Here is a 22,537-nt window from a genome sequence, read left to right as displayed (position 1 = left end):
ATGACAAACCTTCAAGGATGAACGCATGTCACCCAAACAGCCTGTCAGAGGCAAAATCACTGTCGATATCCACGTACGGCCTGACGAACCTGACCACACGGCAGCGCAACGGCGCGATGCGTCCACGCGCCCCCATGCGGGGCCTGACGAAGCGCTATCGCCAACCGTTACCTTGCGCCACAGCATGCCCCTCGATGAGGCCGGCCTGGACGCGATCACGCCTGCACCGGTGTTGACCATCAAACCCACGGTAACCGCTGTTGCCCGACAAACAACTGAGTCAATGCCTCTGGCGCACTACTGGATCAGCGCGGACATCACCTTGGCGCCTGCCAACGAACACGGGGTCAGAATCCACAAAGGTCGGCAGTACGTGGATGTCGCCGAGGGAGGCATTGTCGAAGTGGCGCAGATTGCTGCCACAGGTCAGCTTCGCGCCCGCCTGCCGAGTGAGCTGCACCCTTCCGGGCCGGTGCTGGTGCGCGATCCAACCAGCCACCTGTGGGAGCCGCTGGAGGTTGCGCCCATCACTTTCGCCTTGAGCGAAGCGCGCCTGCAGGGATTTCGCACAGCGCTGGATTTCACCGGTATCACCCCCGGTGACGACGGACTTTTGCGCCTGGACGGCAAGCTCTACGTAGTGATCGACACCCACGCCTACCAAGCCCTGCACGACCTCGACGCATCGACGGCACTCACACCGGTGATGCGGATTGTCCGTGCCGAAGACCCGGTGGCCAGCGCTACCGACAACCGCTATGTCGCCACGCGCCCAGGCAGGTCGCAAGCCATCGTGTTCGACGCGGTCGACGGTTGGTTGGGCGTCAACGTCCCCGGCGCGGGAGGCATGCAGCGAGGGCAAAGTTCTCAGCCCTCCAACTGGAAGGATCATTTCAGCTCGGCGCTCAATCGCCTGAAAAGTCCGGCGGCGCGCGTGCGCAAACTGTATCCAGCCTTGACCGAGGCGCAAGTGACTGCCTTGCTCCGATCATTTGGCACGCAAGCCGCAACGCTGCTGACTCGTCAGGAAGCCGATTACCGGACGCTGAAAGCCGAGTTGGCCGCGTGGTCACGTGACAGCACCGCAACATCGACCCAGGGTTCCGGCACAGAATGGATCGCCTCTGTAGTCAATGACCTAAAGCGTTGCTGGAGAAAGGAAACCACCACGCTGAAAATCGTCTTTGCAGACGAACATCCGACGCTGCCACGGCTCACGGTCGACCTGGCGAATGTGCGCACCCTTGAGCTGGACTCCCTCAACTGGTCGGACGCCGCCGACGCCTTTCTCAACCGGTTCAGCGACCTGTCTCGACTCGCCGTGAACCGCTCCACGCTGGACAAGCTGCCTGTGGCCAACACCGCCATGCGCAACCTGATCACGCTGGATCTGAGCGGCAATCAGATCCGCCTCGATCAACGATCCGCCGCGCGTCTGGCCGGGCTCCAGCGACTGCAGCATATCGACCTGTCGGGCAATCCCTTGGGACGAACGCCGGATTTCGCTGCGATGGATCAATTGCAGACCTTGAACCTGAGCAACACCGGCATCGAACAATGGCCGACAGGTTTGCACCGGCAATCAGGGCTAACGCTGGTCGACTTACGGCACAACCAACTGAGTGAAGTGCCTGACGCAGTGCTCAATCCGCCAGTGGATCAACTGCCGGCCAGCGCCCGGATCAACGGCGTTACGCGGCTGGAAGGCAACCGTTTTGCAGCGGACTGCTGGAAATCCCTCGAGGCCTTCTGGGAGCGGGTCGGCGCCGAGCATCCCGAACTGGTCAGCCGCGCTCACCCGGCCGCGTTCCGGCTCGACGCTGACATCCCCGAGGTGGGCCTGATACGTCGATTGCACCCCGACAAGGATGCCCAGACGGCCAGGGTTTACCTGATGGGGCTGGATGCAGCAACGCGTAACGGGCTGGCCGGGCGGGTGGAAGCGTTGGAGCGCATCGACGTGCAATTGAAGGAATACGTTGAGAACGCGTCCACGGCCCATCCACGACTCAAACTCTGGAGGCAAGAAGTCGCCGAAACGCTCAGGCAATGCTGGCTCGACAAATCCGCAGACACGCTGACACTGCCCAAGGGCCTCGGGCCACTCCCGGTATTGCAGGCGGACTTCAGCCACGTCAAGACACTGGTGCTGCGAACCGTTGACTGGTCGGATGCCGGCGACCTGTTCCTGCGCAGCTTCACCAGCCTGGAATCGTTATCCATCACCCATTGCGACCTCAAGTTCCTGCCCGACAGCGTGGGTGAAATGAGCAAACTGACCCAACTGGACCTGAGTTCGAACACTATCGTTCTTGATGAGCAAGCGGCTACGCGAATCAGTGGTCTGAGCCGGTTGACGACCCTCGACCTGTCCGCCAATCCGCTGGACCTCATCCCCGACTTCAGCACCATGACGCAGCTGGAATATCTCCTGTTGTCCGACACGGAGCTCAATCGCTGGCCCAGCGGACTGCACGACAAAACAGCGCTGAAACGGCTGGACCTGCGTAACAACCGCCTGAACGAGGTGCCAGCGCAGTTCCTCGACCCCGCGCCCAAGCAATTGCTGGCCATTGCCCGGATCAACAGCGTCACCGCGCTCGATGGCAACGACTTTCCGTCCAACTACTGGCGCAGGTTCGACGACTACTGGCGGCGGGTGAACGAAGTGGACCCCGAACTGCTGACCTCTGGCCCCGATGACGTCATTTTTGACAGTGAAAACTCTCAGGCACAACGGTATCGGCGATTGTATCCGCGCAAAAACATCAAACCGTGCAGGGAATACCTGTGGAGTCTGGAAGAAGATGCCGCGTCCGCCCGGCTCACCGGCCTTGAACAGGACTTCAGCGGGCTGAAACGTCAGCTCGACGATTGGGTTTATTCCGGAGCAGGCAACCTCATGGGATACATTCCCGCCAACCAGTTGGCAGCCAACGCCAACTCGCGTCGCGACCGTCTGAAAGCCAGCGAGCGGATTATCAGTTGCTGGCGCCAGGAGACGCCGCAAAAACTCGCCTTCGACCGCACGCCCATCGGCCTTGAGCTGGACCTGAGCGGCCTGAGGCTGCCCAGTCTGCCGGACATCGACATCGACTTCAGCCACGTCGGCTCGCTCAAACTGAACAATATGGATCTCAGGGCTTCCCCGGAAGGTTTTCTGACGCGCTTTCGTCATGTGCGCTGGCTGTACCTGTCGCGCAATCAACTGCGCGAACTGCCGCCCGCCATTGGAGAGATGCACGGGCTGACGCGATTGGCGCTGGATAACAATCAGCTGTCCCTGACCGCCGAAACTGCCCGCGTACTGTCCGAGCGCACGACACTAAGAGCGCTGGATCTGCAGGATAATCCGCGGCTGGGTATCTGCCCGGACTTCAGCCGCATCACCGACATGCGCCACCTCGACCTGGCGAATACCGGCATCGATACATTCCCCTCCGGCATTGCCGAACAGCCACTACTGGACACTTTCGACCTGAGCAACAACCGCATCGTCGACATCCCCGATGCCGTCATCGCGCCAACGAACGAACGACTTCCGCATACCGTGCGCATCAACAATGTCACCAACGTACGCAACAATCTCCTGTCCGACGCCACGCTAACGCGCATCAATCAGTACAACGAACGATTGCTTCAGGCCGAGACACCGCTTTCGGGTCCGAATAATCTGGTCGACACGGCACGAGGTCATGTTCCTGCGGCCAACCATGCGACCGCTGCCGATCCAATGGCGCGTTGGACGAAGGGGATGGCCGCCGATGCCGTGCAGGCCAGAAGGATTCAATGGCAGGCCCTGGAGGCTCAGCAAGGCTCGGGCGGCCTGTTCGATACCCTTGACCGCCTGTTGTTGCCAGAGGGTGCCGGCCGCGCCGACCTGCAACAGCGGGTGTGGAAACTGATCGACAGCATCAGCGAAAACAGCGAGCGATCCGAAAGCTTGCGCCGGGAAGTGTTCGATCGGGCGGGAGAAGCCACCTGCTGTGATCGTGCGGCATTCACCTTCGCCAATCTCGAAACCAGAGTCATGATGCATCACGCACTCGCCCAGGCGGGCGACAGGGAACAGGGGCCAGCACTGTTCCAACTGTCCAGAGCCCTGTTCCGGCTACACGAGGTCGACACCCTCGCGGCGGCCGATATTGCCCAACGCGAGGCCGCAATCGCCGAGTCCAGGACGCCTGAAGAGATGCGCCGGCTGCCCGCGCCGCAGATACCGGAAGAGGTCGAAATCAGATTGTTCTATCGCCACGCCCTGCGCGACCGCCTGCTATTGCCCGGGCAACCTGAGCGCATGGGCTTCGGTCGCCTGGTCAATGTTTCAGATGAGCAGGTGAACGCGGCTCACCAGAGCGTGCTGGCGCTGGACAACTCCGTGCAAGAGTTCCAGGCGCTGGTGACCAGGGAGTTCTGGCAGAAATTCATCACCAACAAGTACCAGGTGGATTTTGAAACGCAGCGGCAACCGTTTCAGGATCGCCAGGCAGCGCTCGACGATTTGCATGCGGCCAACGAACTGGCGCCGGATGATTACCAGACGCAATCCAATTCACTGCAGGCGTCATGGATCGTTGCGGAAAGCGCGCTGATCGAAACCCTGACCCGCCAGGAGCTGGCCGGGTATCCAACCGGCAGCATCGTTGAGGAGGCGGCAGGCACGACGGCCTGACGCCATTGCGCCATGAGGCTGGCCGAGCGCGATTGCGGCCAGCCTTTATTCGTCGTCGTCGAAGTTGTAGCTGCCTGGTGCGAGGTTTTCGAAGCGCGTGTATTTACCGATAAACGCCAGCCGGATAAAGCCGATCGGGCCGTTACGCTGCTTGCCGATGATGATTTCGGCGATGCCTTTGTGCTCGGTTTCCGGGTGATACACCTCGTCCCGGTAAACGAACATGATGACGTCGGCATCCTGCTCGATCGCTCCGGATTCCCGGAGGTCGGAGTTGATCGGGCGTTTGTTAGGGCGTTGCTCCAGGGAGCGGTTAAGCTGGGACAGTGCGACCACCGGGCAATTGAATTCCTTGGCCAGGGCTTTCAAGGAACGCGAGATTTCGGAAATCTCGTTGGTCCTGTTGTCGCCACCGGAACCTGGAATCTGCATGAGTTGCAGGTAGTCGATCATGATCAGGCCGATGTCACCGTGTTCACGCGCCAGCCGCCGGGTACGGGCACGCATCTCTGACGGGCTGATGCCGGCGGTGTCATCGATGAACAGCTTGCGATCATTGAGCAGGTTGACCGCCGAGGTCAGCCGCGGCCAGTCATCATCTTCCAACTGACCGGAACGTACCTTGGTCTGATCGATCCGGCCGAGGGACGAGAGCATACGCATGATCAGCGATTCGCCTGGCATCTCGAGGGAGTACACCAGAACGGCCTTGTCGCTGCGCAGTACGGCGTTTTCCACCAGGTTCATCGCGAAGGTGGTTTTACCCATCGACGGACGGCCAGCAACGATGATCAAGTCAGCCGGCTGCAGGCCGCTGGTCTTCTCATCGAGGTCGGTGTAACCGGTCGACAGGCCGGTAATGGAGTTGTCGGTGTTGAACAACGTGTCGATTCGGTCGATGGCCTTGGTCAGCAACTCGTTCACACCCACCGGGCCGCCGGTTTTAGGCCGGGCCTCGGCAATTGCGAAGATCTGGCGCTCGGCTTCGTCGAGGATTTCCTCGGCAGTGCGACCTTCGGGGTTGAAGGCACTGTCGGCGATCTCGGTGCTGATGCCGATCAGTTGGCGCAACGTCGCGCGCTGACGAACGATCTGCGCATAGGCCTTGATGTTGGCGACGGACGGCGTGTTTTTCGCCAGTTCGCCCAGGTAACCAAGACCGCCAACCTGAGACGTCTGACCTTCCTTGTCCAGTTGTTCGGCAAGGGTCACGACGTCAATCGGGGAGTTCTGATCGGCCAGTTTGGCGATCGCACGGAATATCAGACGGTGGTCATGCCGATAGAAATCGCCGTCGGAGACTTGATCGAGCACGCGTTCCCAGGCGTTGTTGTCCAGCATCAGACCACCGAGAACAGCCTGTTCGGCTTCGATGGAATGCGGCGGCACCTTCAGGGCAGCGGTTTGCAGATCGTATTGCTCGGGAGCGGAGATATCGTTCATGGCCACTTGAGTTGTTTAGTAAAAACAGGGAATTCAGAAAGACAAAGGGCACGACCTGTAAACAGGATCGTGCCCGATGTTAACCGTCTGACGTACAAGCCGCCAGCCGATCAGGTGTTGCTTAAGCTGCTACCACTACAACGCGTACGGTGGCTTCAACTTCGGCGTGCAGGTGCACGGCTACGTCGAATTCACCTACGTTGCGGATGGTGCCGTTCGGCAGACGAACTTCGCTCTTCTGCACTTCAACGCCGGAAGCGGTCAGTGCGTCAGCGATGTCGTGAGTACCGATCGAACCGAACAGCTTGCCTTCGTCGCCAGCGGTGGCAGTGATGGTCACTTCCAGCTCGGCCAGTTGGGCAGCACGGCTTTCAGCCGATGCTTTACGGTCTGCGGCAGCTTTTTCCAGCTCGGCACGACGCTCTTCGAACGCAGCGATGTTCGCTGGGGTCGCTGCGGTAGCCTTGCCGTAAGGCAGCAGGTAGTTACGGCCGTAACCGGCCTTAACGTTTACTTTGTCACCCAGGTTGCCCAGGTTGGTGACTTTTTCCAGAAGGATCAGTTGCATGTGAAAATCCTCTAACTTTTAACCTTCACCGTTCGCGCTGTCGGTGTCTTTCGACACATGACGACCGCGAAAATCAATCAGGCTGTCGACAATGGCCAAGACCACTAGCAACGGATAGATCAGCTGCATGAACAGCAACAGCGTGACGTACAACCCCACCAGCCAGAAACCGGCCAGTCGCTTCTGCCCGACCAGCCCATGAATCAAGGCAAGTCCGGCGAACACCAGCGGTACACTGCACAACGGCGTCAACATGGCCATCTGTGCACCGAGATTCGGGCCCAGAAGCATCAACGCCAGCAGTAACATCGCCGGCCCCAGCGGGATCCGGATGGCGCGAAACTCGCGACCAAAACCACCCGGGTTGTACAACAACGCCTGCCAATGACGCCCGACAATCAGGCTCAGCACGCTGACGATCTGCAACAAAGCCGCAATCAGTCCGGTCAGGACTGGCGCAATCAGGGACGCGAAACGCGCTTGCTCATCAACCGACAATTGCTTGTAGGTCTCACCGAGAAGCGCTGGCATGACCTTTATGAGGGCCTGCGCGAGCATCTCGATCTGGGCCGCAAACGCCGCCCCGAGCACCACTGAAAACACCACTCCAACGGCTACGCTGACCAGCAGCGTACGAACCCAGGACTCACTTGCGCGCAAAACCAACGCAAGCCCCGAAGACCCCAAAAGCACCAGAAGTGCCCGTGGGTCATCGGCATACAACCACCAGATCAACGCTGGCAGCAGCCCCAGTGAAAGAACGCCAAGAGCGTCTTTCAATCCGCGCCGCAGAAGCACAAGGCTCCCGGCGGCAGCACCCAACCAATACAACAACGGCAATGTTGCACATCCGGCCACTACGAGAGTGGCCTGCATACGGCCTCGCATAATGAACTCAGCTATGGCACGCATGCATTCAATCCTTTGCTACTTGTCGACTGCCCGGTCTCAGCGGCCGTGGCTGTCGGTGTAGGCCAGCAGGGCCAGGAAGCGGGCGCGCTTGATAGCGGTGGCCAGCTGACGCTGATAACGAGCTTTGGTACCGGTGATGCGGCTTGGAACGATTTTGCCGGTCTCGGATACGTAGGCTTTCAGAGTGTTGAGATCTTTGTAATCGATCTCTTTCACTTCTTCAGCAGTGAAGCGGCAGAATTTACGACGACGGAAGAAACGTGCCATTTGATAGGCTCCTTAAAAGGTCCGTGGATTACTCGTCAGCGTTATCGCTGTTGTCGCTGTCATCACTATCAGCGCTATCAGCGCCTTCGTGCTCAGGACGGTCGCGACGCTCACGGCGCTCACTGCGGTTTTCTTCAGCCTTGAGCATCTCGGATTGGCCGGTAACGGCTTCTTCGCGACGGATGACCAGGTTACGGATCACAGCATCGTTGTAGCGGAAGTTGTCTTCCAGCTCGGCCAGGGCCTTGCCAGTGCACTCAACGTTCAGCATCACGTAGTGAGCCTTGTGAACATTGTTGATTGCGTAGGCCAGTTGACGACGGCCCCAATCTTCCAGACGGTGGATTTTGCCGCCGTCTTCTTCGATCAGCTTGGTGTAACGCTCTACCATGCCGCCGACTTGCTCGCTTTGATCCGGGTGGACCAAAAAGATGATTTCGTAATGACGCATGAATGCTCCTTACGGGTTGTAGCCTGCCGCTCAAAAACGGTCAGACAAGGAGTGAATGACACTTATGGACTTGCTGGCGCGGGGCACATGCGTGCCTGCCGTCACAGCAAGGGGCGCAATTGTAGAGAAGGGGCTGAAGAGGTGCAAGGCAATTGGTGATTATTTGAACAATCACCGATTCATGCCACACCACAAAACACTGTGGGAGCGAGCCTGCTCGCGAATGCGGTCTGTCAGGCAACATTTACGTCGACTGACACTCCCCTTTCGCGAGCAGGCTCGCTCCCACATTTGAACCGTGTACGACTCAGGACTTCTTCGCGGAAGCCTTGGCCTTGGCACCGCGCTGACGCTGCGCCTCGAACAGGCACACACCGGTTGCCACCGAAACGTTGAGGCTGCTGACGCTACCAGCCATCGGCAGGTTCACCAGATAGTCGCAATGCTCACGGGTCAGACGACGCATGCCCTTGCCTTCAGCACCCATGATCAGGATGGTCGGGCCGGTCAGGTCCTGGTCATAGATACTGACCTCGGCCTCGCCCGCCGTGCCGACAACCCACAGACCGCGCTGCTGGAGCTTTTCCAGAGTGCGCGCCAGGTTGGTCACTGCAACGAGCGGAATCACTTCCGCCGCGCCGCAGGCCACTTTACGCACGACAGGTGTCAGGGTGGCTGACTTGTCTTTTGGCACGATGACTGCCAACGCACCGGCAGCATCTGCCGAACGCAGGCAGGCGCCGAGGTTGTGCGGATCGGTCACGCCATCGAGCACCAGCAACAATGGCGCTCCGTCAGTGCGATCGAGCAATTCGTCGAGCATTGCCTCGCCCCAGACCTGACTCGGACTGACGTCCGCAACCACGCCCTGGTGCACGCCTTCAACCCAGGCGTCCATCTCGCGACGCTCGGCCTGCCCCACCTGGACACGATTCTCGTTAGCCAGTTCGATCAAGGTCTGCACGCGCGGATCGTTGCGGCTTTCAGCCAGCCAGATCTGTTTGACGCGCTTGGGGTGGTGACGCAGCAACGCTTCTACCGCGTGAACGCCGTAGATTTTTTCCAACTGACTCATGACTTCGCCTTCGGTTTACGTGCCCCGCCACTTTTGGCTGGAGCCGAACCCGCTTTCGGCGGGCCTTTACGGTGTTTGCTCGGCTTGGCTGGCTTGCCGCCGGTCGCACTTTCAGGCGCCGACCGTCCGGTCTTTCCCCCGGACGCCGCTTTACCACCGTTTTTCGCATCGGCGAGCAAAGCCTGCTTCAGTTCACGGCTTTTGCGCAGCTCGGCGTTTTTCGCCACGGCATCGCTTGGGCGATAGGCATCACTGACCTTTTCCTTGGCAGGACGGCGGCCAGCGGTTTTCGCTGGAGCCGGTTCTGCCGCGGTTTTGGCAGCGGGCGCAGCAGTTTCGGCGCCACGCTTCTTGCGACCAATCGGTGCGCTGATGGTTTTTTCGGCCATCTCGAAGTCGATCTTGCGCTCGTCGAGATCGACACGCATGACGCGCACCTCAACGGTGTCGCCAAGACGGAAGCTGCGACCGGTGCGCTCGCCCGCCAGGCGGTGATGCACAGGGTCGAAGTGGTAGTAGTCGCCCGGCAGCGCGGTGACATGGACCAGACCTTCGACATAGATATCGGTCAGCTCGACGAACAAACCAAAACCGGTCACGGCAGTGATCACGCCCGGGAACGATTCGCCGACGCGATCCTTCATGAACTCGCACTTGAGCCAGTTCACTACGTCACGAGTGGCTTCGTCGGCACGGCGCTCGCTCATCGAGCATTGCTCGCCGAGCTGCTCCAGCGCTGCCTCGTCGTACGGATAAATACGCGCCTTCGGAATGGTCATCGCACCGGCACGACGAACGTGCGGGGTGTCCTGTTTCGAATGGATCACGCTGCGGATGGCGCGGTGCGTGAGCAAGTCCGGGTAACGACGGATCGGCGAAGTGAAGTGGGTATAAGCTTCGTAATTGAGACCGAAGTGGCCCTGGTTGTCAGCGCTGTACACCGCCTGGCTCAGCGAGCGCAGCATCACGGTCTGGATCAGATGGAAATCCGGACGGTCCTTGATGCTGGCCAGCAGTGCCTGGTAATCCTTCGGCGACGGGCCTTCCTTGCCCTTGTGCAGGGACAGACCAAGCTCACCGAGGAACGCGCGCAGTTTTTCCAGACGCTCCGGCGGCGGGCCGTTGTGAACGCGATACAACGCAGGTATTTCGTGCTTCTTCAGGAATTCAGCGGTGGCCACGTTGGCCGCCAGCATGCATTCCTCGATCAGCTTGTGCGCATCGTTGCGAACGGTTGGACGGATCTCGGCAATCTTGCGCTCAGTCCCGAAGATGATCCGGGTTTCCTGCGTTTCGAAATCGATGGCGCCACGTACGTGACGAGCGGCCAGCAAAACCTTGTACAGCGCATACAGCTGCTTGAGGTGCGGCAGAACGTCGTTGTACTCGCCGCGCAGCTGACGCGCTTCGGTAAGCTTCGGCGTTTCGAGCATCGCACTGACCTTGTTGTAGGTCAGGCGAGCGTGGGAGTGAATCACCGCTTCGTAGAAGCAGTAGTCGGTCATCTCGCCGGATTTGGAGATTGTCATCTCGCAAACCATGGCCAGGCGATCGACGTGCGGGTTCAGCGAGCACAGGCCATTGGACAGTTGCTCAGGCAGCATTGGCACGACACGCTCGGGGAAGTACACCGAGTTGCCGCGAACCTGAGATTCATTGTCCAGCGCCGAACCGATCTTCACGTAGCTGGAGACGTCGGCAATGGCCACGTACAACTTCCAGCCGCCGGAGAACAGGCGCAACTTGCCAGGTTTGGCTTCGCAGTAGACCGCGTCATCGAAGTCGCGAGCATCTTCGCCGTCGATGGTCACGAACGGCAGATGGCGCAGGTCGATGCGCTTCTCTTTGTCTTTTTCTTCGACTTCAGGCTTGAGCTTGGCGGCTTCTTTCAAGACCGCTTCAGGCCAGACGTGCGGGATATCGTAGGCGCGCAGGGCGACATCGATTTCCATGCCCGGCGCCATGTAGTTGCCCACGACTTCAACCACATCGCCTTGCGGCTGGAAGCGTGGTGTCGGCCAGTGAGTGATCTTCACTTCGACAAACTGACCGATTTGGGCGTTGGCGTTACGACCCGGCGTGACCAGCACTTCCTGCTGGATCTTCGGATTGTCCGCAACGACGAAACCAATGCCGCCCTCTTCGAAGTAGCGGCCGACGATGGTTTCGTGAGCACGCGAGACCACTTCGACGATCATGCCTTCGCGGCGACCACGACGGTCGAGGCCGGAGACACGGGCCAGCGCACGGTCACCGTCGAACACCAGACGCATTTGCGCCGGGCTCATGAACAGGTCGTCGCTGCCGTCGTCCGGCACCAGGAAGCCGAAACCGTCCCGGTGCCCGCTGATGCGGCCCAGGATCAGGTCGAGTTTATCCACCGGCGCATAAGTGCCACGACGGGTGTAAATCAGTTGAGCGTCGCGCTCCATTGCGCGCAGACGGCGACGCAGGGCTTCGATCTGGTCTTCTGTGGTCAGACCAAACTCTTCGACCAGTTGCTCGCGGGCAGCTGGCGAACCTCGATCAGCAAGGTGCTGAAGGATCAGTTCGCGGCTTGGAATAGGGTTTTCATATTTTTCCGCTTCACGAGCGGCCTCGGGATCGAGGGACTGCCAATCGGCCATTAGAGAGTTTTCACCTTGTCTATATACGGGTTAGTTTGGCATAGGCGCCATCAAACGGGAAATTTCAGACTATAAAGGCCCATCTAAAGCACTGTATCGCCGTTTTAAAGCGGTTTTGAACACCGCTGGTAAAAAAAATCAAAATATTTGGCAGCAGGGGTTTACAGTTAAAAAGACGCTCCGTATAGTGCGCGCCATCGACGACGCACAAGCGCTGCCGATACTGCCCAGATGGTGAAATTGGTAGACACGCCAGCTTCAGGTGCTGGTGACCGCAAGGTCGTGGAAGTTCGAGTCTTCTTCTGGGCACCAATTTCGAGTTTGAGACTAGATCAGTTTCAGGACTCATACAAAAACCCGCGAAAGCGGGTTTTTTGCATTCTAAGGAAAGGATTTGTTGAAACCGATTTATTAAAATTAAATCAGGGGTTTACAGATCAAAAAGCGCTCCGTATAGTGCGCCACATCAACAGCGGCAACGCTTGCGATGATTGCCCAGATGGTGAAATTGGTAGACACGCCAGCTTCAGGTGCTGGTGACCGCAAGGTCGTGGAAGTTCGAGTCTTCTTCTGGGCACCAATTCAAATTCAAGGTTACGACCCTGGATTTCTCAAAAACCCGCGAAAGCGGGTTTTTGCGTTTCTGCCTTCCTGAAATTTCCGACGCCCTATTCGGAATTCGATTGCACCTGCAGGAACGAACACCAACTGCATTATCAGACCACTCCTCAGCCCGCAAGGCGCACTTGAGAAACAATATCGTTTATCATTGTTGCAAGATTTTGCAATGCGACAGTGAGGAACCCTGAGAATGACGTTTCGAAATACCCTGCGCCGAGGCTTGACCTTCACCCTTCTCGGCCTGGCACTCGCCACTCCCCTCACCCAGGCTGCCGATGCGGTTTCCCTGACTCTATACAATGGCCAGCACAAGGAAGTCGGCGATGCGATCGCCAAAGCCTTCGAAGCCAAGACCGGCATACACGTCAATGTCCGCAAGGGCAGCAGCAATCAGCTTGCCAGCCAGATCGTCGAAGAAGGCGACCGCTCCCCTGCCGACGTGATCTACACCGAAGAATCCCCGCCACTGAACAAACTTGGCGAGCAAGGCCTGCTGGCCAGGGCCGATGACGCTACGCTGGCCGTGCTGCCGGAAAAATACGTCGCAAACAACGGCACCTGGATCGGCGTAACCGCCCGGGTCCGTGTGGTTGCCTACAACCCGAAACTGATCGATGAGAAAGACCTGCCGAAATCGGTGATGGAGTTCTCCGATCCGCAATGGCAAGGCAAGGTCGGCTTCGTGCCAACCAGCGGCGCGTTCCAGGAACAGGCCGTGGCCATTATCAAGATGCACGGTCGTGACGCCGCCGAAGAATGGCTGACCGGTCTGCGCGCATTCGGCAAGACCTACAGCAACAACATGGTCGCGCTCAAAGCGGTGGAAAACGGCGAAGTCGCCACCGTGCTGGTGAACAACTACTACTGGTTCGCCCTGCAACGCGAGAAAGGCAAACTGGATTCGAAACTGCACTACTTCACCGGCGGCGACGTTGGCGGCTTGATCACTGTCTCCAGTGCCGCCGTGCTGAAATCCAGCAAGCATCCAAAAGAAGCCCAGCAATTCCTCGCCTATATGGCCAGCGAAGAAGGTCAGCGGGTGATCACTCAGACCACCGCCGAATACCCGCTGCATAAAGGAATGGAATCTGATCGCGGCCTCAAGCCGTTCAGCGAGCTGGAAGCGCCGAACGTCACCCCGGCCGACCTGGGCAATGCCGAAGAAGCGCTGGAACTGGAACGCGAAGTTGGCTTGAACTGATGACTGCATCGTTAGCCACCCCCGCCACGCGCGGGGGTTACGTGCCACGACGCAAGCGGCCGTCGATCTGGCTGTTGCTACCCGTGTTGTTGCTGGTGGTCATGAGCCTGCTGCCGCTGGCGTATGTCGGGCTGAAAACCTGGCAGGCCGGCTGGGCCGAAGCGCTGCACTTGTTGTGGCGCCCTTACGTTTTCGGCCTGCTGCGCAACACCCTGGCATTGATGGTCGGCGTGACCGTCACCTGCGGCGTGATCGGTCTGTCGCTGGCCTGGCTGCTGGAACGCAGCAACTTGCCGGGGCGACGTCTATGGGGCGTGATTTTATGCCTGCCGTTCGCGGTGCCGGCATTTGTCAGCAGCTTCACCTGGGTGTCGTTGAGCGCACAGTTCGAAGGCCTTGGCGGTGCGATTCTGGTGATGAGCCTGTCGAAATACCCGCTGATCTTCTTGCCTGTCGCAGCGACCCTGCGCAATCTCGATCCATCCCTTGAAGAATCCGCCCGCACCCTGGGCCAGAACCGTTGGGGGGTGTTTTTTCGCGTCACCCTCCCCCTGCTCTGGCCATCGCTGCTGGCCGGCTCGCTGTTGATTGCCTTGCACATGCTGGTGGAGTTCGGCGCGCTGTCGATCATCGGTCTGCAAACCTTCACCACAGCGATCTATCAGCAGTTCGAACTGGAATTCAGCAACGCTAATGCGGCAATGCTTTCTGCGGTATTGCTAGCGCTGTGCCTGGTGCTGTTGTGGCTGGAACTGCGCGTGCGCGGCAAGGGCAGACACGTACGCACCGGCCAGGGCGCGGCACGTCAGGCCGAGCAAGTCAGGCTGGGCCCCTGGGCCGCTGTCGGTCAGGTGTATTGCCTGACGCTGGCGATTATCGGCAGCGGGATTCCGCTGGGCATGTTGGCGTATTGGCTGGCCGTCGGGTCGTCGGCGGCATTCCCGGTCGCGGCAATTACCGAAGCGCTGCTGTCGTCGCTGGCGTTGTCACTGGGTGGCGCAGCGCTGTGCCTGCTGCTGGCGGTGCCGGTCGGCCTGCTGGTGGTGCGTTACAAAGGTCAACTGGCGATCTGGGCCGAGCGCCTGCCCTATCTGCTGCATGCGCTGCCAGGTCTGGTGATCGCACTGACGCTGGTGTATTTCGCCCTGCATTACGTGCCGGCGCTGTACCAGACATCTGGTTTGCTGCTGATTGCTTATGCACTGCTGTTTCTGCCGCTGGCTCAGGCACCGATTCGCACCGCGCTGAACAAGGCTGCACCGCAATTGGAAGAAGCGGCGCGCACGCTAGGCGCATCGTCGTTCACGGCATTTTGCCGGGTGACGCTGCCGATCATTTTCCCGGCATTGGGCGCAGCGTTTGCGTTGGTTTTTCTGGATGCGATGAAAGAGCTGACGGCGACCTTGCTGTTGAGTCCGACCGGACTCAACACGTTGGCGACCGAAGTCTGGGCGCATACCGCGAATGTCGAGTTTGCAGCGGCGGCGCCTTATGCGGCGCTGTTGATATTGGCCTCGGGATTGCCCGTCTATCTCCTTACGACGCGGATGTATTTGAGCCGCTGACAAAGCAAAAAGATCGCAGACTTCGGCAGCTCCTACAGGGGATTTGCGTTTCCCTGCAGGAGTTGCCGAAGGCTGCGATCTTCTGATCTTCAGGCCCGGAATTGCCCCAAGCTCGCCTTAAGCTGCGCAGCCAAGCCATCCAGCACCTTGCCACTGGCCGTGGTTTCCACCACAGCCTGGGCCGCTTTCTCGGCCTGCACATGGATCGTTTCGACGCGTCCACGCACCGCTTGCGCACCCGCAGCCTGATGCGCCGCCGCCTGCGTTGCCAGACCAATCGCTGCATGCACCTGCTCGACCGAAGCCTGCACCGACTGTTGCAACCGCGCACTGTCGCGCAGCACGAGCAAACCTTCACTGGCCTGACGTCCGGCCTGCCCGATCGCTTCCACCGCCTCACGCGCGCCTTGCTGCAACGCGACGATGTGCGCCTGGATGTCGCCGGTAGAGCTTTGTGTCTTGCTCGCCAGCGCCCGAACTTCGTCTGCCACAACAGCGAACCCCCGCCCGGTTTCGCCTGCCCGTGCCGCTTCGATCGCAGCGTTCAATGCCAACAGGTTGGTCTGCTCGGCAATCCCGTGAATGACCGTCAGCACCACTTCAATCTGTTCACTCTGCTGCGCGAGTCGCTCGATGACTTTCGCCCCCGTGTCGACCTGCCCCGCCAGCGCCTCGATCAGACTGCCGACCTTGGCCGACGTGCGGGTGTTCTCATCAGTGGCCTGACGAATATCAACCACCTGCTTCAACGCAGCCTGCATCGCATGGCTTTCCGATTGGGCCTCGTCCGCCATTTGCGAAAGCGCCCGCAGACTTTCCGCGACTTCGTCACGCTGCATCCCGGCCGCCGCATCGGCACCGGCATTGCGCAGGGTCATCGCGCCGATTTCCACGCCTGTGCGCTGGGCCACATCACCCGCCTCACGCACGATCGGCTGCAACTTGTCGACAAAGCGGTTGACTGCTGCCGCCATGTCACCGATCTCGTCCTTGCTGTTGATCTGTACGCGTTTGGTCAGGTCACCCTCGCCCGCTGCAAGGTCGTCCATCGCTGCATTGAGCATCTTCAAGCGGTTGACCACGCGATGGCCAAGCACCACGGCCAGCAGCAACAGCACGCCGCAGCCGACTAGCGCGAGGCCCATACCGATGCGCCAACGCAAGGTCGCGGCAGCGTCCCGCACTGTGCTGGCTGTATTGGCTTTCATCTCGGTAGCGGTGGATTGTGCCGATTGCAGACGCGCGCGCATCGCTGTGGCGCTATCGGCTGCGGCACCTTTGAGGCTGTCGCCGACCAATTGATCGCTGCTGGCGATCAATGCCAGGAAACGCTTGTCGAGCGCAGCCAGATCGGTCTCTACCGAGGCCGTGGAGACGCCCATCAGCACCTTGCCGATTTCAACGCCGTTAGGGCTGATCGAGGCTTCGAGGTAATAAACCGACGGATCGTTCTTTGCCGCATCCAGCACTTTATCCAGCGCACGCTCGCCCTGCCCCTTCTCCAGCAAAGCCTTGTTGATCGGATTTTCGCGATTGAGGTAACGGGTCAAATGTTGGCCCGTAGCGTCGTCGTAGACCACGAACAGCACATTGGGATTGCGCTGGGCGCGCCGGGCAAACTCGGACAGGGTCGGCACGTCGCTGTCCCACATCGCGCGGGGTGCGACCGAAGCCAGCAATTGGGCCATGTCATTGGCCGAATCCTTCAAATCCTTTTCCAGCGTTGCACGCAATTGCGCTTGTTCGTCCTTCAGGCGAGAAGACAAACCGGCGGTAAGACGCTGTCGGGTACTGGCGGACAAGGCGTCGAGACTCGACGTGACTTCACGCCCGGCCTGCTCCAGTTCCCCGGAGAGTTTCTGGCTGTCGGCACCGAGGCGCACCGCCAGATCCGCTTCCAGTGCCGTGACCGTGCTCCGCGTCAGGGCAACGGCCACCAACACCTGCACCAAAAGGGCGATACCAAGGGTAACGAACACGGGCCGCAACAGACGGCTTTGTAACAGTGAGAGAACGGCTGACACTATGAATCCCTCTACTTCTGACGCCATTAATTTGATGGCACTCTTGTAGGAAGACTTACAGCAAAGGTCATGCCGTCCAACAGGCATAAACGACAAAGGCCCCGATTAAGGGGCCTTTGTTTTTTTACATCAACGACTTATCAAGCAAACGGATGACGCAGAACGATGGTTTCGTTGCGGTCCGGGCCCGTCGAAATAATGTCGATCGGCGCGCCGATCAACTCTTCAACGCGCTTGATGTAGGCACGAGCGTTAGCTGGCAGCTCTTCCAGGGTTTTGGCACCCACGGTCGATTCGGTCCAACCCGGCACTTCTTCGTACACAGGCTGAAGGCCCACGTAGCTGTCAGCGTCTGTCGGGGCAACGTCTTTGCCTTCGACATCTTTGTAGCCGATGCAGATGTTGATCGTTTGCAGGCCGTCGAGTACGTCCAGCTTGGTCAGGCAGATGCCCGAGATGCTGTTCACATCGATAGCGCGACGCAGGATAACGGCGTCGAACCAGCCGCAACGACGGGCACGGCCGGTGGTAGCACCAAACTCGTGGCCTTGTTTGGCCAGGTGCGCACCCACGTCGTCAAACAGCTCAGTCGGGAACGGGCCCGAACCTACGCGAGTGGTGTAAGCCTTGGTGATGCCCAGGATGTAGTCCAGGAACATCGGGCCAACGCCCGAACCGGTCGCCACGCCACCCGCGGTGGTGTTGGAGCTGGTCACGTACGGATAGGTACCGTGGTCGATGTCGAGCAACGAACCCTGGGCGCCTTCGAACATGATGTCTTTGCCGGCGCGACGCAGGTCGTGCAGCTCGGCCGTCACGTCTAGCATCAGCGGCTTGAGCAGTTCTGCGTATTCCTTGCACTCGGCCAGGGTTTTTTCGAACTCGATGGCAGGCTCTTTGTAGTAACCAACCAGCATGAAGTTGTGGTAATCCACCAATTCACGCAGCTTGTCTTCAAAGCGCGGCATGTTGAGCAGGTCGCCAACACGCAGGCCACGACGGGCAACCTTGTCTTCATAAGCCGGGCCAATGCCGCGACCGGTAGTACCGATCTTCAGCTCGCCACGAGCCTTTTCACGAGCCTGGTCCAGCGCTACGTGGAAGGACAGGATCAGCGGGCAGGACGGACTGATACGCAGGCGCTCGCGCACCGGTACGCCTTTCTCTTCCAGCTTGGTGATCTCGCGCAGCAGGGCGTCAGGTGCAACCACTACGCCGTTGCCGATCAGGCACTGCACGCCTTCGCGCAGCACGCCCGACGGAATCAGGTGCAAGACAGTTTTTTCGCCGTCGATCACCAAGGTGTGACCAGCGTTGTGGCCACCCTGGTAGCGCACTACGGCGGCAGCATGTTCGGTCAGCAGATCAACGATCTTGCCTTTGCCCTCATCACCCCATTGGGTGCCCAGGACTACGACATTCTTACCCATAACACTTGTCCTCATTCGCGCAAACTTGGTGCCGGCGATGGCCGGCAGGAAAACTCAAGAAGCCAGTGGCGATACTTGCCAAAGCCCGTTCTGCTGAATCAATTGCCGGTCGCAGTCCGCATCACGGGCGGCGGCCAAAGGTTGCCCAGGCAATGCCTGAACGACACGCTGACCCTCACTGCGCAACTGACAAACCTGCTGCCAGAGTGCTGCATCCGTACTGTCAGGCATCCAGATACCGCCAGACGGTAACTCGATCTCAGCACGCCCCAGGGTCACCAGGGTTTTCAAATCGGTGGAAAAGCCAGTCGCCGGACGGGCGCGACCGAAGTCGGCGCCGATGTCGTCGTAACGGCCGCCCTGAGCGATGGACTGGCCAACGCCCGGTACGAACACCGCGAACACCACACCGGTGTGGTAGTGATAACCGCGCAACTCGCCCAGATCAAAGTACAGCGGCAGCTCCGGGAAGCGAGCCGACAGGCGCTCGGCTATCGCCAGCAAATCTTCCAGTGCTTCCAGCACCGGCGCCGGCGCATTGGCCAGACGCTCGCGGGCAGCGCTCAACACTTCACGGCCGCCGCACAAGTCAACCAGCGCACGGAGCATGCCGGACAGGTCGGCCGGCAAGCCTTCGGTCAAGGTAATGACCTCGTCGATGGCCTTGCGTTGCAACGCGTCGAACAACTGCTGTTCGACTTCGCCGGACAAACCGGCGGCGCGCGCCAGACCACGGTAGATACCAACGTGACCGAGGTCCATGTGCACGTCCGGCACATCGGCCAGTTGCAGCATGGCCAGCATCAGGCTGATTACCTCAACGTCGCTGCTCGGACTGGCATCGCCGTACAACTCGGCACCCAACTGGATCGGACTGCGCGACGACGACAATGCACGCGGCTGGGCGTGCAATACGCTGCCGGCGTAGCACAGACGGCTCGGACCCTCGCGACGCAGGGTGTGCGCATCGATGCGCGCCACTTGCGGCGTGATGTCGGCACGGAAACCCATCTGCCGCCCCGACTGCGGGTCGATGACCTTGAAGGTACGCAGATCGAGGTCCGAGCCTGCACCGGTCAGCAGGGATTCCAGGTACTCGATATGGGGAGTCACGACAAACTCGTAACCCCAGCTCTGGAACAGATCCAACACCTGACGACGCGCGACTTCAATGCGCGCCGCTTCTGGTGGCAGTACTTCTTCGATGCCATCTGGCAGCAGCCAGCGGTCTACCGTTGCCATTACGCCATTCCCCTTTGATCCGGGCGGCCAGCACTAGGCGAGCCTTGAGTGAAGCAGAAAATGACCGGTCCGTTCAAAACGCACGCGCATGAACGACGCAGCGAAAGGCCTTTAACCGGCTTCGCCCATCACTTTCCTCGAAAAACTGTCGAGCCATTCAACCCGATGTTCTGCAGTAAAAACAGCAATCAAACGTGCAGACGCAAAAAAGCCGGGAATTTCCCGGCTGCCGCATCATACACACGTTTTCCCAAAGGATCACCCCGCCCGAGGTTTTAGCCGCCGGGCGGAATGATTCAGGTCAACGCCGTATCAAGGCTTGGACTTTTCCAGGTAGCGGAAAAAGTCACTGCTTGGGTCGAGGACCAAGACGTCGGATTTGTTCGCGAAGCTTTCACGGTAGGCGCGCAGGCTACGGTAGAAACCGTAGAACTCCTGATCCTGACCGTAGGCCTTGGAGTAGATCGCAGCGGCCTCGGCATCACCATCACCGCGAATCTCTTGAGATTCACGATAGGCTTCAGCCAGCAGTACGCGGCGTTGACGATCGGCGTCGGCACGGATGCCTTCAGCCAACTCGTTACCCTTGGCGCGGTGCTCGCGAGCTTCACGCTCACGCTCGGTGCTCATACGCTCGAACACACTGCGGTTCACTTCTTTCGGCAGATCGATGGCCTTGACCCGGACATCGACGACTTCGATACCCAGCTCTTTCTCTGCCATCTTGTTCAGCGACGCGGTGATGTCAGCCATCAGCGCATCACGCTCGCCCGACACGACTTCGTGCAGGGTGCGCTTACCGAACTGGTCACGCAGACCGGATTCCAGTCGACGGGAAAGACGCTCGTCGGCAATCTGCTTGAGGCCGGAAGTCGCGGTGTAGAAGCGCTCGGCATCTTTCACGCGCCACTTGGCGTAGGCATCGACCATCACGGCTTTCTTTTCCAGAGTCAGGAAGCGCTGCGTCGGCGCATCCAGCGTCAGCAGGCGGGCGTCGAACTTGCGCACCTGGTTGACGTAAGGCACTTTCACATGCAGACCCGGCTGGACATCGGCCTGAACCACACGACCGAACTGCAGCATCACCGCACGCTCGGTCTGAGCCACGATGTAGAAGCAGTTCCAGCCCACCAGTACGACAACGACGCCAACGATCAGGGCGATCAGCGATTTATTGCTCATCAGCGGGTCTCCCTTGTGCGCGTCTGCGGCACGTCAGTGACATGCGGCGTGGCGTCCGTGTTGCTGCTGGCGGCGGCCGCACCGGTTACCGGTGCGTTGCCCGAACTGTTCTGGATCATTTTGTCCAACGGCAGGTAAAGCAGATTGCTCTGGCCGTCCTTGTTGCCGGTCACGAGTACCTTGCTGGTGTTACTGAAGACTTCCTGCATGGTGTCTAGGTACAGACGCTGACGGGTGACTTCAGGCGCCTTGCGATACTCGGCGACCAGTTTGGTGAAGCGATCCGCCTCACCCTTGGCGCGCGAGACCGTTTCGTCGCGGTAACCATTGGCATCCTCGAGGATACGCTGGGCCTGACCACGAGCTTCCGGCACCACGCCGTTGGCGTAGGTTTCTGCCTGGTTACGCGAACGCTGCTCGTCTTCACGGGCGCGGATCACGTCGTCAAAGGCTTCCTGTACTTCACGCGGTGCAGCAGCGCTCTGTACGTTGACCTGAGTAACGGTGATACCGGTGCGATAGGTATCGAGGAAACGCTGGAGACGTTCCTTGATTTCGCTGGCCATCAGTTCACGACCTTCGGTCAGCACCTGATCCATCGCGGTGGAACCCACCACATGACGCAGCGCACTTTCGGTCGCGTGCTGCAGGCTGATTTCCGGCTGGTCGACGTTCAGTACGAAGTCCTGCAGGTTGCTGATCTTGTACTGCACGGTCAGCGGCACTTCGACGATGTTCTCGTCTTCGGTCAGCATCTGGCCCTGCTTGGAGTAGGCACGCTCACGCGTGACGTTCTCCATGTACTTTTTATCGATCGGCGGGAAGTAGATATTCAGACCCGGGCCGACGGTTTCGTAGTATTTGCCGAAGCGCAGCACTACGGCTTGCTCCTGCTCGTCCACCACGTAAACCGCGCTGTACAGCCAGACAGCCGCCAGCACAACGAGGGCGATACCGATCAGACCGCCGAAACCACCGCCGCTCTTGCTCGAACCACCGCCGTCATCACCACGTTTCTTGCCACCACCGAACAATCCGTTCAGGCTTTCCTGCAGCTTTCGGAAGGCCTCGTCGAGATCTGGTGGCCCCTTGCGGTCGCCGTTATTGCGGCGCTTGCCACCCCAAGGATCCTGATTATTCGAGTTGCCACCCGGCTCATTCCAAGCCATAGCGCTCTCCATCTGATAAAGCAAAGACGCACCCACGGCGCGCCGACCAATGCTACAGAATGCCTGACGTTGCGGCACAACCGCTTTG

At 59.6% G+C, this 22,537-nt stretch carries 15 protein-coding genes and 2 tRNA genes; 5 read left to right on the top strand and 12 right to left on the bottom strand.

Annotated elements, in window-relative coordinates; genetic code table 11:
- The first annotated feature begins 25 nt into the window (after nt 1–25).
- Nucleotides 26–4,672: an NEL-type E3 ubiquitin ligase domain-containing protein gene (locus IEQ42_RS07005; protein ID WP_228731951.1), complete on the top strand. Its 4,647-nt coding sequence runs from the start codon at nt 26–28 to the stop codon at nt 4,670–4,672.
- Nucleotides 4,673–4,717: 45 nt separating this feature from the next.
- Here IEQ42_RS07005 and dnaB read toward each other — a convergent pair whose 3' ends face one another.
- The 7 genes from dnaB to rnr form a co-directional block, all read right to left on the bottom strand.
- The gene (dnaB, locus tag IEQ42_RS07000) at nt 4,718–6,115 is read right to left on the bottom strand and encodes a replicative DNA helicase (protein ID WP_210703016.1); all 1,398 of its coding nucleotides are present in this window, start codon (nt 6,113–6,115) and stop codon (nt 4,718–4,720) included.
- A gap of 121 nt (nt 6,116–6,236) precedes the next feature.
- Nucleotides 6,237–6,683, bottom strand: a complete 447-nt coding sequence (gene rplI, locus IEQ42_RS06995) for a 50S ribosomal protein L9 (protein ID WP_042557398.1) — start codon at nt 6,681–6,683, stop codon at nt 6,237–6,239.
- Nucleotides 6,684–6,701: 18 nt separating this feature from the next.
- On the bottom strand, nt 6,702–7,595 hold the full coding sequence (locus tag IEQ42_RS06990; protein WP_047299496.1) for a hypothetical protein: 894 nt from the start codon (nt 7,593–7,595) through the stop codon (nt 6,702–6,704).
- Between the two features lie 36 nt (nt 7,596–7,631).
- Nucleotides 7,632–7,862: a 30S ribosomal protein S18 gene (rpsR, locus tag IEQ42_RS06985; protein WP_003171373.1), complete on the bottom strand. Its 231-nt coding sequence runs from the start codon at nt 7,860–7,862 to the stop codon at nt 7,632–7,634.
- 28 nt (nt 7,863–7,890) lie between these two features.
- The gene (gene rpsF, locus IEQ42_RS06980; RefSeq protein ID WP_003236224.1) at nt 7,891–8,313 is read right to left on the bottom strand and encodes a 30S ribosomal protein S6; all 423 of its coding nucleotides are present in this window, start codon (nt 8,311–8,313) and stop codon (nt 7,891–7,893) included.
- 307 nt (nt 8,314–8,620) lie between these two features.
- Nucleotides 8,621–9,388, bottom strand: coding sequence for a 23S rRNA (guanosine(2251)-2'-O)-methyltransferase RlmB (gene rlmB, locus IEQ42_RS06975; RefSeq protein WP_042557396.1), 768 nt, complete (start codon nt 9,386–9,388; stop codon nt 8,621–8,623).
- Nucleotides 9,385–12,015 (bottom strand): ribonuclease R, encoded by a 2,631-nt coding sequence (rnr, locus tag IEQ42_RS06970; protein WP_210703015.1) that lies wholly within the window; start codon nt 12,013–12,015, stop codon nt 9,385–9,387. The genes rlmB and rnr overlap by 4 nt, the downstream gene beginning before the upstream one ends.
- A 225-nt stretch (nt 12,016–12,240) precedes the next feature.
- On the opposite strand from rnr, the gene IEQ42_RS06965 reads away from it, so the two are divergent.
- The 4 genes from IEQ42_RS06965 (at nt 12,241) to IEQ42_RS06950 (ending at nt 15,402) form a co-directional block, all read left to right on the top strand.
- Nucleotides 12,241–12,327 (top strand) — tRNA-Leu (locus tag IEQ42_RS06965).
- Between the two features lie 181 nt (nt 12,328–12,508).
- Nucleotides 12,509–12,595: transfer RNA gene (locus tag IEQ42_RS06960), tRNA-Leu, on the top strand.
- A 231-nt stretch (nt 12,596–12,826) separates the two neighbouring features.
- The gene (locus tag IEQ42_RS06955) at nt 12,827–13,837 is read left to right on the top strand and encodes an extracellular solute-binding protein (protein ID WP_210703014.1); all 1,011 of its coding nucleotides are present in this window, start codon (nt 12,827–12,829) and stop codon (nt 13,835–13,837) included.
- Nucleotides 13,837–15,402, top strand: a complete 1,566-nt coding sequence (locus IEQ42_RS06950) for an ABC transporter permease (RefSeq protein WP_210703013.1) — start codon at nt 13,837–13,839, stop codon at nt 15,400–15,402. The genes IEQ42_RS06955 and IEQ42_RS06950 overlap by 1 nt, the downstream gene beginning before the upstream one ends.
- Before the next feature lie 89 nt (nt 15,403–15,491).
- On the opposite strand, the gene IEQ42_RS06945 is transcribed toward IEQ42_RS06950, so the two are convergent.
- The 5 genes from IEQ42_RS06945 to hflK form a co-directional block, all read right to left on the bottom strand.
- Complete coding sequence (locus tag IEQ42_RS06945; RefSeq protein WP_210703012.1) at nt 15,492–17,426, bottom strand: methyl-accepting chemotaxis protein; 1,935 nt, start codon at nt 17,424–17,426, stop codon at nt 15,492–15,494.
- A 140-nt stretch (nt 17,427–17,566) separates the two neighbouring features.
- Nucleotides 17,567–18,856: an adenylosuccinate synthase gene (locus IEQ42_RS06940; RefSeq protein ID WP_210703011.1), complete on the bottom strand. Its 1,290-nt coding sequence runs from the start codon at nt 18,854–18,856 to the stop codon at nt 17,567–17,569.
- A 54-nt stretch (nt 18,857–18,910) separates the two neighbouring features.
- On the bottom strand, nt 18,911–20,098 hold the full coding sequence (locus tag IEQ42_RS06935) for an ATP phosphoribosyltransferase regulatory subunit (RefSeq protein ID WP_150594042.1): 1,188 nt from the start codon (nt 20,096–20,098) through the stop codon (nt 18,911–18,913).
- A gap of 312 nt (nt 20,099–20,410) precedes the next feature.
- Nucleotides 20,411–21,280 carry a protease modulator HflC gene (gene hflC, locus IEQ42_RS06930; RefSeq protein WP_210703010.1) on the bottom strand — a complete coding sequence of 290 codons (870 nt, stop codon included), beginning with the start codon at nt 21,278–21,280 and terminating at the stop codon, nt 20,411–20,413.
- Complete coding sequence (hflK, locus tag IEQ42_RS06925; protein ID WP_210703009.1) at nt 21,280–22,449, bottom strand: FtsH protease activity modulator HflK; 1,170 nt, start codon at nt 22,447–22,449, stop codon at nt 21,280–21,282. The genes hflC and hflK overlap by 1 nt, the downstream gene beginning before the upstream one ends.
- Nucleotides 22,450–22,537: the final 88 nt, after the last annotated feature.

Source organism: Pseudomonas iridis (genome assembly GCF_017980685.1).
GTDB classification, from domain to species: domain Bacteria; phylum Pseudomonadota; class Gammaproteobacteria; order Pseudomonadales; family Pseudomonadaceae; genus Aquipseudomonas; species Aquipseudomonas iridis.
This window is presented reverse-complemented; position numbering and strand designations above follow the sequence as displayed.